Consider the following 14,785-nt stretch of genomic DNA (forward strand, 5'->3'; position numbering starts at 1 on the left):
AAATAACTATGAAACAGCAAAAAAAGCAAAAGAAACAGATATCGATTGTAATTCCTTCTTTTAATGAAGAGGGAAATATTCAAAAAATTTATAATCGTATTATGTTTAATTTAAAAGATCTGAAATATTCGTTGGAAATTATATTCGTTGATGACGGGAGTTCTGATGGGACTTTAGCTAAGATTAAAGAGCTGTCTTTGAAGTCGAAATTTGTAAAATATATTTCCTTTTCCAAAAATTTTGGACATCAGAAAGCATTAAAGGCAGGATTGGATTTTTCTTCTGGAGATGGTGTGATTTCGTTAGATGCAGATTTGCAGCACCCTCCGGAATTAATTCCTGGGATGATAAAAGATTGGGAAAATGGATTTGATATTGTTTATACAATTAGAAAAAATACAGAGAAAACTTCTTTTTTTAAAAAAATAACTGCAGTTTTGTTTTATAAAATCTTAAATAATTTATCTGGTTTGAATATATCACAAGGAGCTGCTGATTTTAGGCTTTTGGATCGGAAAGTTGTGAATGTGATTCGAAATATGCAAGAAGATAACTTATTTATACGTGGAATGATTCCATGGCTAGGTTTTAAACAAATTGGAATCGAATATGAACCAGAACAGAGAATTTGGGGATCCTCGAAGTATACTTTAAAGAAAATGTTTCTGTTCGCTCTCCAAGGCATAACATCGTTTAGTGTAAAACCTTTGCATTTAACTACATATCTTGGTGGTTTTATTTTTATTTTGAGTTCAATTTATATATTTTATGCGTTGCTTATATATTTTATGCAAGATATTTCAATACCTGGTTGGACATCTATGTTAATTAGTGTTCTTTTTTTGGGTAGTTTAAATTTATTGATGTTAGGTGTTATAGGTGAGTATATTGGTAAAATAATGATAGAATCAAAGAGAAGGCCACAATATATAATTAAGGATAGTAACTTATGAAAACAGATTCCGAAATTCAGCGTGAACATTTTAATGCGATTTCATCAAAGTATTTAGATTCTCGAAAAAATCTAAATCATTTGGCTTACAAAGAAGTTTGGTGGCAGAATATTTTGTCTTTTTTGAAATCGAATTATAGCTTTGATGAAAAAAATAATTCTTTAGAAGCAATGTGCGGACTTGCAGAGGGTAGTAATTTACTTAGAAAAGTTTATCCTAAACTTAAATTATATGCATTTGATTATTCTGATGAAATGGTTTTAGCGGCTCAACGTGAAAATACAGGTTTCGAAAAAATATTCCAGGCAGATGTTGTGAACTTTGTGGAAAAGGAAAAATATGATATTATTATCATTCTTGGCGGATTACATCATGTTCCAAATTTTGTTGATAAAGTTCTTACCAATATTCACCAATCTTTGAAAAAGGGAGGTATATTTATAAACTTAGAACCAACGCATAATAATTTTTTGTTTAAATATGTAAGAGAATCTGTTTATAAGAAAAATTCACTTTTTGAGGAGAATACCGAGAGAGGTTTTACTTTAAGTGAATATAATCAAAAGTTAGCCAAAGCAGGGTTTGGAATCAAAAAACAATTTTTCCCGGGTTTGCTTGGTTACGTGTTATATTACAACCCAGATGCATTTCCTTTCCTTAATATTGGCACTACATTGATCGCAAAGTTATTTTCAAAACTAGATTGGTTATTAGGTAAAACAATCATTGGGCTAAAGTTTTCCTTTGCAACATGGAGTATTGCATATAAAAAGTAATTTTACGTAACCTCAATGAATTCAATAACAGAAAAGAAAATAATATTTTATTTTGCTTCGATTGTGGCAATATTAATCCCTGCTATACTTTTCTTTTCTAACCTCTTTGCCGAATGGTGGTTAATTGATGATCATGAACTTTTTAGTTTTATAGGATCGATTCATAACCATTATGGTATTTGGGATTATTTTAATTTATTAATTGAAAAAACGGAAGTAGGACGATTTGGAGAAACTGCTCGTTTCCGCCCAAGTTACTTTTTTTTGCGCTTAGTGGAGCTTTACTTTTTTGGTCTAAATGCGACTTTGTTTTACCTTGTTAGGTATATCATTGCAATTTTATTCTCTCTAATTCTTTTTCTCTTTTTACGAAAATTTTTAGATTCTATCATATCTATCTCTTTGGTTCTGGTTGTTTGGTCATATCCTTTTTGGGCGGATGTTTTTTCCCGAATGGGTCCAGCAGAAATTTATGGTACCCTTGGTTTAACACTTCTTTTGTTGAGTTATGTAATTAGTTCTTCTAATAAAATATTAACTTCATTTTTACGGGTAATCGGATTGCTGATTCTTATCGGTGCAAAAGAAAATTTTTTGGTCTTTATTGCTATATCATTGATTGAAATTTGGAAGTTAATTCGTAATCGAGAGAATCTAATTGTCTTGTATTGGTTTGAATTCCTTCCTATCTTATATGCTTTCTTTATTTTCCTTTCCCTCTTTGGCTTTTATGCTAATTATTCGGAAGATATTTATGGCAATAGTACAAATATTTCTGATCGTCTGGATTTGTTTGTAGTTTTGTTGAAGGATTCTTCATTTATTATCTTACTTCTGTCCGTATCATTGATAAGTATATTTACTGTTTTTTCTAGAAAATTTTTTATTAAAAATAAAAATTACATTCTTATCGTCTTTTTTTGTTTTGCTACTTATCTTTTGAATTTTCTTTTTTACCATTCAAAGTGGCCTACTGGTATGCGTTATGACTTTCCTGGACTGCTTTGTTTTCCTATTGCTTTGGCCTTTACAATAAAGATTTTTCTAAATTATTATTTTGTTTCTTCAAAGAAACAGGTTTCAATACTAATTTTTGTTTGCTTCTTTGGCTTTAATTTCTCTGGTATTAAGGCAAATTTTAAATCTTCAATTGAAAATCAAAAAAGAACAGCTGCTTTTAGCGGTTTTTTAAAGGAAACCAGGTCAAATTTAATTGTTAATCCCAATGTTGATGTCGCTATAAGAATTGGAAGTGCTTGGGATTATGAGCCATATTTTTCCTTGTTAGTATTTTTTACTTATTATGACTTGAAGAATCAAATATTTCTAACATTGGATTCTATTCAGAAAGCCACAGAATTTGAAAAGCAACTTTTGAATGTGTTATCTAAGCGCGAAAGCTTAACTTCTCAACCTCGAAAAGGATGTGTTGTGTTAACATTTTCAAAATTAGAAGATCGGACAATCTGCTCTTCCCAAAAGAACCTTTTAGTTCCTTGGTAAAATTTGCAGAATTTCTTGATTGGCGTTGAATCTTCACGTATTTATAGCGTTTTCCACTCTAAAGATTTAACTGTGGTGAATTGGAAATGTTAAGGTAATATTTTAAGACGTATGAAGGCAAAGGAAAATATATTCGTTTCAACATATCCTTTTGGAAAATTTGATTCTCTACCAATCGATTTGTTAAAACAATCAGGTTTAAATTTTTCGATAAATCCTTTGAATCGAAAACTTACTGCGGAAGAAGTTGCTGAATTTGCTAAAGATGCGATTGGAATTATTGCAGGTACGGAAAACTTAGACATATTAATCAACCAATCGAGTCAGTTGAAATTTATTTCTAGAGTTGGAATTGGATTAGATTCCGTTCCATTACTATTGTGTCGCAGAAAAGGCATAAAAGTTTCTTACACTCCTGATGCGGTAACTTTAGCTGTTGCCGAGTTGGTCATTGGAATGATGATTACTTTGCCAAGACATGTTGTTTTGGCTGATAGACAAATGCGAAAGGCTGAATGGACTCGCCCAGTAGGAATTAGTATCAAATCTGCAAATATAGGAATTGTTGGGTTTGGTAGGGTTGGGTTTAAAATTGCGCAGATACTTGTCGGTTTTACTCCTGCTAAAATTTTAGTTTGTGATATTATTGATAAATCTGAGGAAATAGAAAGCCTTCGAGCTTTTGGTTTAAATATTGAGCAGGTTCCGTTAGATTCTCTTTTGGAATCATCTGACATTGTAAGTATTCATGTCCCTTTAACAGTTTCAACTCGAAATTTGATTCGAGATCGTGAATTGAAACTCATGAAGAAAAGCGCTTATTTGATAAACTATTCTAGAGGTGGGATTATCAATGAAGAGATGGTATACAATAGTTTAAAAAATCTTGAAATTGCTGGTATGGCAGTCGATGTATATGAAAAGGAACCTTACAAAGGGAAACTAATTGAGTTAGAGAATGTTGTATTGACCCAACATATGGGTTCTTGTTCCTTCGATTGTCGTTTAGCGATGGAAAGTCAGGCTACCGAAGAATTAGTTCGTTTTTTTCAGGCAGAACCTTTGTTAAATGAAGTTCCTGAGTTTGAGTTTGAAAATTCGGAATTCTAATACTATTATGCAAATTTTAGAGAATCAAATTATCTCCATTGTCACTCCCTCCTATAACCAGGGTGAGTTTATTGATAGAACACTCAAATCGATCATCACCCAATCTGGTAGTTTTTACATTGATTTGATTGTAATGGATGGAGGATCAAAAGATAACTCCGTAGTTACAATTGAAGAATATGCAAATTTAGTAAATTCAGGTGAGCTTATTGGATCTTTTGGTGAACTTTCCTTTCGAACCATAAAAAATCAGGGAGAGAAAAATACCAATTGTTTAGGTATTAGTTACCGCTGGGTATCCGAAAAGGATAATGGCCAAACTCATGCTATCAACAAAGGTTGGAAACTAGCGGTTGGATCTATCATAGCTTGGTTAAACTCCGATGACATTTACCTTCCAAATGCTTTAGAAAAAGCATATAATTCTTTATACAATAAATCAGAAATTGGCCTTTTTGGGATTGGATTACACATAGATAAAGAGGATAAACTCATCGAGTTTTATCCAATTGAGCCATATTCGTTTGAACGACTGATTGATTATTGTATCATTTGCCAACCCACTGTATTTTTAAAAAGAGAAGTTTTGTCTTCCGTTGGATTTTTGAATGAAGCACTAGGATTCTGTATGGATTATGAGTATTGGTTGCGCATTGCCAAAAAAAAATCATTTTTCTTTTTGTCCGAAGTATTAGCTTGTACGAGAATTCATGAAAATACGAAAACAAGCCAAAACTTAAAAGTCCATAGTGAGATCATTAAAATGCAGAAGAGGGTTGTTGGAAAAACATCCAAACACTGGCTATTTCATTATGCAAATTATCGTTTATCAGATAGGTTTTCGACAATTCGAGGAAGTATTCTTTTGAAAATAATGATTCGGATTTATAGTTTTTGTCTCGGAATTTTGTATAGGTAAACATGAGGGATCATTTGAGTTATATAAAAAAATATGTGTGGCTACCATATGGCGAAAAAATGGTTCAGATAATTCTTTTAGATCAGGGAAAAATCAAAAAAGCAATTTGTTTTAACGAACATGTTCAAAAGAGTTTTTCTGTAACAGACCTATTAGGCATGGAATACCTAGTTAGCAATTTTGATATTCCTTCCAATGAAAAAGAGTTTTTAGATTTTGAAGCTTATCTTTGATGTATCAGTTCTTGCCTGGTCTGTGCGTAGTAATAAAGCCAAAACAGGAATCTTTCGTGTCATAGAAAATTTGTTATTCCAGTTTCTGAAGGATCAGGAAATTGACTTATATCTCAGCTCCACTCATGGAAATTTCACTGATCTAAATGAATATTTAAGAAACAATAAGATTAATCTTCCCTCAGATCATCTTTTTCTCCCTCAATCCTCTAGTCGATTTAAGGATAAATTGTTTCAAATTTATCTTTGGATCTACAACCAATTGGATCGCAAAAATACTCATCGGATTTCCTCATTTCTAATTTTTTTATACACTTCTCTTAGTCATCCGGTTCTGTTTCTATTTGGAATGTACCGATATCTCTATCCGATTCCAAAAGTTTTTCTTTCTAATCAATTTGTTTTCCATAGTACATTTCTTCCCATTCCAAAATACATTCAAAATACAGAAGTACGGAAAGTCATAACCATTTATGATTTAATTTCTATCAAATACCCAGAGTTCTTTATTGGTAACAAAGACGATGTAGTTTGGAAATTAATTAGGCACTTAACTCCGGATACGAATATTATTACGATTTCAGAACATAGTAAAGAAGATCTTTTGAGTTCAGACTTGGGATTGTCAAACAAACAGATTACTGTAACTCCTCTTGCTGCCTCTAGTTTTTTTTATCGGGTTGAGGCGAAAAACAAGTTAGATCAAGACTTAAATCAATTTGGTCTAATTTTCGGTGATTACGTTTTGAGCGTAGCCACGCTGGAACCAAGAAAGAATTTAAAATCAGCCATTCGTGCTTTTCTTCAGTTGCCTAGTTTAAAAAAAGATTCCAAACTAAAATTGGTTCTGTTAGGTGGCAAAGGTTGGGGAGATAATTTAGAAGAAATTTCACGGGAGTATCCCGGAATATTCCAAGAGAGAATTGTGTTCCTTGGATTTGTTCCTGACGAGCAGTTAGCTTCAATTTATTCTGGGGCCAAATTTTTCGTATACCTTTCCTTTTATGAGGGATTCGGATTGCCACCACTAGAAGCAATGCAGTGTGGGTTACCTGTTCTTGTATCCAATGTTTCGTCATTGCCTGAGGTAGTAGGTGATTCTGGATTGTATGCCAATCCATATGATCTGAGTGCTATTGTTACAGGTATGGAAAAAATGATTAATGATACTGGACTTAGGCAATCTTTATCCTTACTCGCCATGGATAGAGCCAAGAATTTTTCTTGGGAGCAGACAGCAAGGTTAACTAAGAAAGCTTACTTAAATTCAAATGAAAATACTATTTGATCATCAAATATTCTTTCAGAATAAATACGGTGGAATTTCAAAGATATTTCTGGAAATCATCCGTAGACTGAAGGAAAGAGAAATTACCTTTGATACTGCGGTTTCTATTGACGAATACCAAACCGGCATTCTTAGAGATCCTTTTTCCAAAATCCAAATTAATTCCCCCAGTTTTTTTTCTATTTTCACTATCTATCAATGGATTCGTTTTGTTTTTCGCTTTTTCCATCAACAAATCCCTGAATTTTTATCGAAAAGAGAGAGTGGAATTTTTAAGCGAAGTTTGAGAAATCAAATTAACCAGATAAATACAAAAGTAAACGTTTCATTAACACACAATGAGTATTCGATCTTTCACCCAACATATTTTCAAAGTTATTATTTGCAAAGTTTACGAAGTAGCCGGACAAAAATGGTTCTTACTGTTTATGATTGTGTGCATGAACTTTTCCCGGAATATTACGGAAAATCAAATTTTATTTTGAACAATCGAAAAGTTTTGTGTGAATATGCATCTCATATCATTTGCATATCGAATACGACTAAGAAAGATCTATTAAGAATTTATGAAAGTATTCCAGAAGAAAAAGTTTCTGTCATTTATTTGGCAGGAGATCTTTCCACTGAACCAAAGACATTTCCAGTTTTTTCACTTGGAGAATATTTTTTGTTCGTTGGAAATCGTGGTGATTACAAAAATTTTAAATTGTTATTAGAAGCCTTTTTTCATATTTCAAAATTAAAAAATATCCATTTAGTTTGTGCTGGAGGCGGCAGTTTTTCATACTCTGAGAAAAAATGGATTCGAGAAAAGAATTTAGATAAATTCGTTCATCACGTTTCATTTAGTTCCGAGGCAGCGCTTGCGAATTTGTATCATAATGCAAAGGTATTTGTTTATCCTTCTTTGTATGAAGGATTTGGTATACCGCTACTAGAAGCAATGTCAGTGGGATGTCCCGTTCTCTGTAGTGATACAGATGTATTTCAGGAAGTTGCTGGTGAAGCAGCTTTGTACTTTGATCCGAAAAACGTCTTTGATTTACTATCTAAACTTTTACATTTACTCGATTCCGAGAATGACCGAAAAGAGTTGTCTCTAAAAGGATATACGCAAGTGAAAAAATTTTCTTGGAACAAATGCGCCGATGAACATATTCGCATCTACAAAAAGCTCAGTGAAGAAGTATGAATCATAAAAAACCAATCGTTTCGATTATTACTGTGGTTCGCAATGCTGAGGATACGATCCTTCGAACCATTAAGTCAGCTTTATCGCAAAAAAATGTAAACTTCGAAGTTATTGTCTGGGATGGTTTGAGTACGGATCGAACGGTAGAACAATTAGAATCTGTCAAAGATCAGATTCGATTTTATTCGGGAAAAGATTCTGGGGTTTATGATGCGATGAATCAAAGTTTACCTTTAGCAAAAGGTGACTGGATACTTTTTTTAAATGCAGACGATTATTTTTTGGATGAATATGCTTTAGAAAAATTGGCAAGTCGGGCATTAGATGATAAATGTGACTACGTTTGTGGTTTCGCAAGTATGTTATTTGGTCTGAAAGTATGGAGACCAAAAACTTTAACTGACTTTGATTTTTTTGTTGGGAATCCATCCAATCATCAAGCTTATCTTTGCAAAAAATCTGTTTATTTAAAGTTAGGTGGATTTGATCTTCGATACAGATACTCTGCGGACGTAGATTTTATGTTTCGCGTGATAAAGGAAGGATATCTTGGCCAAATAGTAAAAGAGTCAGTGGTTCATTATTCACTCGGTGGTCTTTCTACTAAAAATGTTAGTAGGGGGGTAGCTGAGCTAGAACAGATTATGGCCAAATTTTTAAATGCGGATGTAAATTTTGCTCGGGAATGTCGTTTGGTCTTTCATGAAGGTAAAATTCATTCGAAACAATTTATCGAAAATTTAATTTCCCTTCGGTGGAGCGACTCTCAATGGAAACAGATCGTTTCCTTTTTGGGATCAAAGTATAGCCTTGAGTCAACACCGTTTTTTACTAGGCTTTTTTCATTGATCCAAACAAGGTTACTTTTGTTATTAAAAGCTATTATCTTTCAATTTTTAAGAATATTACCAAATCGAGTTTTATGAAGAAAATACTGATCGTAGGTGCTGGTTTTTCCGGTGCTGTCATTGCCAATACCCTTGCAAGAACGGGTAATTATTCGATTGATATGATTGATGAAAGAAATCATATCGGAGGGAATTGTCATACCGAACGTGATCCTGAAACAAATGTAATGGTCCACCAATATGGTCCCCATATTTTTCATACAAGTAATGAAAAGGTATGGAACTATGTTAATTCATTCGGTACATTCCGACCATTTGTCAATCGAGTGAAATCGGTTTATATGGGCCAGGTATATTCTATGCCGATCAATTTACATACCATCAATCAATTTTTCGGAAAGGCATTTGGTCCAGAAGAAGCAAAAAGTTGGATACAATCGAAAGGTGATTCATCGATTGAGGATCCAAGAACTTTTGAAGACCAAGCAAAGAAGTTTGTTGGTGAAGAATTGTATAAAGCCTTTTTTTACGGATATACTAAGAAACAATGGGGGACAGAACCAAGGAATTTGCCTGCATCGATTTTAAAAAGACTTCCGGTCCGTTTTAATTACGACGATAACTACTATAACGATGTCTACCAAGGAATTCCTGAGGATGGATATTCCGCAGTAATTCAAAAGATGTTGGATCATCCAAGTATAAAGATCCAGTTGAAAAAACGTTTTTTTGGTGAGTCTGATCAAACTACGGGATATGATCACATATTTTACACAGGTCCCATTGATGCCTATTTTTCATTTCGACATGGTCGGTTGGGGTATCGGACAGTATATTTTAAAGAACACAGAACTGAGGGCGATTACCAAGGCAATCCGGTGATCAATTATGCAGATGAAAAAGTTCCGTTTACGCGAGTGCACGAACACAAACATTTTACTCCATGGGAAACTCATTCCAAAACCATCTATTTTGAAGAATTTAGTAAAGAAACAGAAGAAAGCGATATCCCATACTATCCGAAACGTTTAGACGAGGATATGAAAATTCTAAAAGATTATGAATTGGAAGTCTCTCGTTTATCAAACGTTACATTTCTTGGTCGTTTGGCTACTTATCGGTATTTGGATATGCACCATATCATTGAGGAAGCTCTTGATTGTGCAGAAAAATTTATTAACAAACAATCCTAAGACCAATTCTGGCTTTTCTTTTTCATGAGTTTTGTAATTCTGGATCTTTAAGTCTTACGTATGCCTAAAGTTTCTGTCATCATGCCCGCTTATAACGCAGTTTCTTATTTGGAAGAATCTGTACAATCTTTGTTAGATCAAAGTTTCAAGGATTGGGAACTTTTACTCGTTGATGATTGTTCTAAAGACGATACCGCAATACTTGCTAAAAAAATAGCGACAAAAGATCCACGAATTCGATTTGTTCAAAAAGAAAAAAACTCCGGTTCTGCCGATACTCGTAACACAGGGATCCACTTGGCAACAGGAGAATACATTGCATTTTTGGATGCAGATGACCTTTGGGAACCTGATTTTTTGGAAAAGATGATTCCTTTTATGGAGCAAAATAGTTCTCCTTTTTCTTTTGCCTCGTATCGAATCATTGATGAAAACGGATTTGAATTTTGTGAACCATTTTTAGTAAAATCGAAAGTTTATTCTTATTCAGATTTATTGCATTATAATCGAGTCGGTTTACTTACCGCTATTTATCATGTTCCCAGCGTTGGAAAAAAATATTTTGACCCTTCTCTGAAAAGTTTAAGAGACGATTATGCACTTTGGCTTGATATATTACGGGAAGGAAAGCAAGCCTTTGCCAATTCTGAGATTTTAGCTAGGTACCGGGTTCGACGTGGTGCCGCAACATCTAACAAGAAAAAAGTGATGTTAGCACATTTTAGAATGTTAAAAAACAGAGAAAAACTCTCCTTTCTCTATGCACTGATTCTGACTCTAATCCATGGAATCATGGGATTACGCAAATACCGAAATAAATAATTATAGAAACTCTTCTCCCATCTCTCTTTTTTTGCCGCTTGACTTCCCCTTACACCTAGTATTCCTAGATATAAACTATGGTGACTAGACGTAACCTCGGAAGTTCCGGGAAGGCAAACAAAACCTCCCTTATCATCCCTATCTATAACGAATCTTCTCATTTAGGTGAGTTTTTAGAAAAGGTCGATGCCCTCCAATTGCCCACTCAGAAAGAGCTCGTTTTTATCGACGATGCCTCGCGGGACAAATCACTCGAAATTCTCCAAAACTACCGTTTTCGGTCTGAGCATAAAATTCTTGCTCAAGAGAAAAATCAGGGCAAAGGTGCTGCCCTCCACCGTGGCATAGCCGAGGCCACAGGTGATATCATCATCATCCAAGATGCAGATTTTGAATACGACATGGATGAAATTTTTATGCTCATCGAACCAATTGCCAAAGGAAAAGCGGATGTTGTTTTTGGTTCCCGATTTAAAAAAGATGGGCGTCAGGTACACCGGACCTTTCATTATCTTATCAATCGAATTTTGACTATCCTTTCTAATTTTCTAAGTGGGTTATATTTAACGGATATGGAAACTTGTTACAAAGTGTTCCGATCTGAGATTGTAAAAAACATTTCGTTAGAATCAAAACGATTTGGATTTGAACCAGAGATCACAGCAAAAGTGGCACGCCTCAAAGTTCGAGTTCAAGAATTTCCGATTTCCTATTATCCAAGGAATTATTTAGAAGGAAAGAAAATCACATGGAAAGATGGGGTTGCTGCTCTTAGGCATATCATTTATTTCAATTTGATTGCAAACAAAAGGGAGTTTTTTACAAAATCTCTCCCTGAAAAATATATTCCTAAAACTGCCAATTGGCTTTAAGTCTATGATAAGGTTTTTACCTTTTCTATTAGATCTAGTTCTTGTGTTAGGATTGGGATTTTTATTACAATCCCATACAAACCAGAAAAACTTTCGAATTCATCTAATTGGACTTGGTTTATTCGTTTTTATTCTTTATTCTGCATTTCATTGGCGCTCCTTTTTAAAGGAAAAACGCCAATACTGGTCATTGTTCCTGACCACTCTTCTGGCTTGTTTTGTATTTATCAAAGTTGCAGAATATGATCCCATCCAAGTCCTACCACAAAAATTAGGAATCAAACTAGTCTCACTTGTTTGGATTCTTTTCATTGTTCTTTCTTTTCGTAAACTTTCTGAAAATAACTTCGCCATCATTGGACCCTTTCTTGCAATTGTTCCTGCCATTTCATTTATCAACTTTATGGCATACCCTTCAGTCCCCATAGCCATTGCGCTGGCTATGGGTGCTAGAAATCTTTCATTCCAGTCACCACCGAAAATTTTAACTTTCTATATTCCACTGATAGCGATCTTAGTTTTTATTGGTCGTGATTGGTGGGATGATTTTGCATTACAAAGAGGAGTTTTAGTTTTAGAAGCATTTTTATTTTCCCATTTAATTAGTGTTTGGGATCGACAAAAATTAATTTTTTTCTTAAAGGCCTGTATTCTCTTTTTTATCCTAAATGCAATTTTTATCCTTTGGAAAATTGCTGGTGACCCCACTTTTCAAATTACATCCTATCATGAGGATGTTTTCCTTATTCCTGTTAGTTTGCTTGCTTCGAATGCCTTATTAATTGCTGGTTTATCCGTTATTTTTTGGTATGAACCAAAACAATCACAATGGCAAAAGGTTCTGATTATTCTTGCTATCATTTGTTCTCTGATGTTTCTCGGTATTACCATTTCACGAAACTCGATTCTTTCCTTTTTAATCTTCGTTATATTACTTTTTTTCTTTTTACAGTCACCAAAGAACAAGTATTATGCGATTTTTGTTTTTGTATCCCTACTTTTGGTAGGGATTTACTTCCTAATCCGGTCTGAAAAGTCCATATTTAGTTTAGGCTCCAGCACCGTTAGGATTTCTATTTGGAGTTTTTATATTCTTTCTACAATCAAGGCTCATCCTTTTTTTGGCTTTGGAATGTTCCCGGAAAATAAAATTCCATTTAGTTTTAGCGAAATTCCTGATTCAAATAGTGCTTTTTATATCCACGATTATATTACAAATTTTGAAAGTTTTCCACTAGCACACAACCTTTATGTTCAAGTTTTTGGATCCTTTGGTATCGTTGGATCCCTACTGATTGTTGTTTGGATCGGAATTCTGTTTATAAAAAATCGCAAACTAATCCTTCCAATGCTAAAAACAAATATTGCTCTAGGTTGTCTTTTGTTTGTTTGGGCAATTCATGAATTGTATGATTTTAATAGTTTAGAAATTTCTAATTTATTTCTTTTGGTAGGAATGTTTGGGCTTTTTCGATTACCCGGTAGCAAAATTCCAGGCCAAAGCTTTATACTTGGAAAAGAATCCCTCTTTCTTTTTTTATTTTTCTTTTTAACAATTGTTTGTTTTCGATTCGCCTTTGTGGATCATACTACACTAAAATACAATAAATACGTAATTCCCCATAATTTTGAATTTTATATTCCGAAAGAAGGTTCTATAAAAAATCCTGAAGATCCACTTCCGGTCCGCTCTTTTTTTGAATATAGATTTTTAGGAAGTAAGTATTTTTTCTTAAATTTGGCTTCCGATCGCACTTTTGCGGGCCAAGCAAAGTTAATTGAAGATTGTTTTCAAGTTGAGACATATCCAGCTATATGTTATTCAAAATTAATGCAATTCCAATCCAATCAGAATTTATCAGAGAAAAATAAGGATCTATTTTTGTATTTAATGTCTTTATACGATCCATTTGAAATTTATAAGCGAGAGTCTTTATGAAGAAGCCGTCAGTTAGTTTTGTCATCCCTTGTTTAAATGAAGAAAAAACCCTACCATATGTTTTGGAAAAGTTGGTAAAAGTAAAAAAAGACCACTCAAAAGAAATGGATATTGAAATTTTAGTTTCTGATAACGGTAGTACAGATCGATCCATAACAATTGCCAAAAAATTTGGAGCAAGAGTTACACCGGCAAAGGAAAGAGGTTATGGAGCTGCCCTTGATTCTGGAATTAGGAATGCAAAGGGAGATATAATTGTCTTTGCAGATGCAGATGATACTTATGATTTTTTAGAATCTCCAGCACTCATTCATAAATTAGTTGAGGGAAACTATGATATGGTGATTGGTTCTCGGTTAGATGGAGAAATTCATAAGGGAGCTATGCCTTTTTTACATCGTTATTTGGGCACACCAGTCATAAACTGGATTATTAATTTATTATATTCTAAAAAATTTAAAATACGTGATAGTAACTCTGGTTTTCGATGTTTTCGAAAGGATAAGTATTTATCCTGGGATATTAAAAGTAAAGGGATGGAGTTCGCTTCAGAACTATTAATTAAAGCTCTGATTCACGATTCAAAAATGGAACATGTTCCGGTTTCCTTGTATCCAGATAAAGAAGGAAGAGTTCCTCATTTAAAAACGTGGAGAGATGGAATGCGTCATCTTTTGCGTATCCTTTTTTATGGCCCACATTTATTTGAAAGAACGGGCCTCAGTTTATTCTTATTTTTTTGGATTCAATTATTGATCGGTTTTTTTGCAGGTAAGGTTTTGCCAATTGCTGGAATGAATTTATACGGAATTCATTCCATGGTCTTTTTTTCTTTTATGTCGATTCTTGGTTTAAGTCTTTGGGGAACAGGACTTCTGATCGCCACAAAGCAACCGCGAATCAGTAAGATTTACCAAACCATTTTGGATTTGGAAGAGGATCGGCTCTTTTTTGTTCTTTTGAGTGGGTTAGGAATCATTAGCCTTGCTATCGTTTGGATTTTTTTGCAATGGAAAAAATCTGGATTTATTTTTATCAATTTTGAACGAGAGTTTATTGTAGCAACAAACCTAAGTTTAACGCTTCTGATTTTTGGACTACAAGCAGTGACAGCTCATATTATGAAACGGGACTGAG

At 33.8% G+C, this 14,785-nt stretch carries 14 protein-coding genes; all 14 read left to right on the top strand.

The genetic code is table 11. From position 1 onward, the window contains the following. Nucleotides 1-8: 8 nt before the first annotated feature. The 14 genes from CLV96_RS00760 to CLV96_RS00825 all read left to right on the top strand — a co-directional run bounded on the left by CLV96_RS00760 (nt 9) and on the right by CLV96_RS00825 (nt 14,784). Entirely contained in the window at nt 9-953 is a 945-nt protein-coding gene (locus CLV96_RS00760) for a glycosyltransferase family 2 protein (RefSeq protein WP_035983642.1), read from the top strand. Beyond that, the gene (locus CLV96_RS00765) at nt 950-1,729 is read left to right on the top strand and encodes a class I SAM-dependent methyltransferase (protein ID WP_004783618.1); all 780 of its coding nucleotides are present in this window, start codon (nt 950-952) and stop codon (nt 1,727-1,729) included. The genes CLV96_RS00760 and CLV96_RS00765 overlap by 4 nt, the downstream gene beginning before the upstream one ends. Before the next feature lie 453 nt (nt 1,730-2,182). Next, a complete protein-coding gene (locus CLV96_RS00770; RefSeq protein ID WP_243836376.1) occupies nt 2,183-3,232 on the top strand; it encodes a hypothetical protein in 1,050 nt (349 codons plus the stop codon). 111 nt (nt 3,233-3,343) lie between these two features. Then, nucleotides 3,344-4,342 (top strand): phosphoglycerate dehydrogenase, encoded by a 999-nt coding sequence (locus CLV96_RS00775; RefSeq protein WP_004783510.1) that lies wholly within the window; start codon nt 3,344-3,346, stop codon nt 4,340-4,342. A gap of 7 nt (nt 4,343-4,349) precedes the next feature. Then, nucleotides 4,350-5,261: a glycosyltransferase family 2 protein gene (locus tag CLV96_RS00780; RefSeq protein WP_004783885.1), complete on the top strand. Its 912-nt coding sequence runs from the start codon at nt 4,350-4,352 to the stop codon at nt 5,259-5,261. A gap of 14 nt (nt 5,262-5,275) precedes the next feature. Next, nucleotides 5,276-5,494, top strand: coding sequence for a hypothetical protein (locus CLV96_RS00785; RefSeq protein ID WP_134151821.1), 219 nt, complete (start codon nt 5,276-5,278; stop codon nt 5,492-5,494). Continuing rightward, a complete protein-coding gene (locus CLV96_RS00790) occupies nt 5,478-6,782 on the top strand; it encodes a glycosyltransferase family 4 protein (protein WP_004783746.1) in 1,305 nt (434 codons plus the stop codon). The genes CLV96_RS00785 and CLV96_RS00790 overlap by 17 nt, the downstream gene beginning before the upstream one ends. Then, complete coding sequence (locus tag CLV96_RS00795) at nt 6,766-7,974, top strand: glycosyltransferase family 4 protein (protein ID WP_004783605.1); 1,209 nt, start codon at nt 6,766-6,768, stop codon at nt 7,972-7,974. Before CLV96_RS00790 ends, CLV96_RS00795 begins: the two co-directional genes overlap by 17 nt. Beyond that, complete coding sequence (locus CLV96_RS00800; protein WP_004784004.1) at nt 7,971-8,900, top strand: glycosyltransferase family 2 protein; 930 nt, start codon at nt 7,971-7,973, stop codon at nt 8,898-8,900. The genes CLV96_RS00795 and CLV96_RS00800 overlap by 4 nt, the downstream gene beginning before the upstream one ends. Then, nucleotides 8,897-10,015 carry a UDP-galactopyranose mutase gene (gene glf, locus CLV96_RS00805; protein WP_004783852.1) on the top strand — a complete coding sequence of 373 codons (1,119 nt, stop codon included), beginning with the start codon at nt 8,897-8,899 and terminating at the stop codon, nt 10,013-10,015. Before CLV96_RS00800 ends, glf begins: the two co-directional genes overlap by 4 nt. 60 nt (nt 10,016-10,075) lie before the next feature. Then, nucleotides 10,076-10,837, top strand: coding sequence for a glycosyltransferase family 2 protein (locus CLV96_RS00810; protein ID WP_004783703.1), 762 nt, complete (start codon nt 10,076-10,078; stop codon nt 10,835-10,837). Between the two features lie 77 nt (nt 10,838-10,914). Beyond that, the gene (locus CLV96_RS00815; RefSeq protein WP_004783871.1) at nt 10,915-11,709 is read left to right on the top strand and encodes a glycosyltransferase family 2 protein; all 795 of its coding nucleotides are present in this window, start codon (nt 10,915-10,917) and stop codon (nt 11,707-11,709) included. A gap of 4 nt (nt 11,710-11,713) precedes the next feature. Then, nucleotides 11,714-13,648 (top strand): O-antigen ligase family protein, encoded by a 1,935-nt coding sequence (locus CLV96_RS00820; RefSeq protein ID WP_134151823.1) that lies wholly within the window; start codon nt 11,714-11,716, stop codon nt 13,646-13,648. Next, the gene (locus CLV96_RS00825) at nt 13,645-14,784 is read left to right on the top strand and encodes a glycosyltransferase family 2 protein (protein WP_004783644.1); all 1,140 of its coding nucleotides are present in this window, start codon (nt 13,645-13,647) and stop codon (nt 14,782-14,784) included. The genes CLV96_RS00820 and CLV96_RS00825 overlap by 4 nt, the downstream gene beginning before the upstream one ends. The last annotated feature ends 1 nt before the right edge of the window (nt 14,785 follow it).

Origin of the sequence: Leptospira meyeri, assembly GCF_004368965.1 — a bacterium.
GTDB lineage: Bacteria > Spirochaetota > Leptospiria > Leptospirales > Leptospiraceae > Leptospira_A > Leptospira_A meyeri.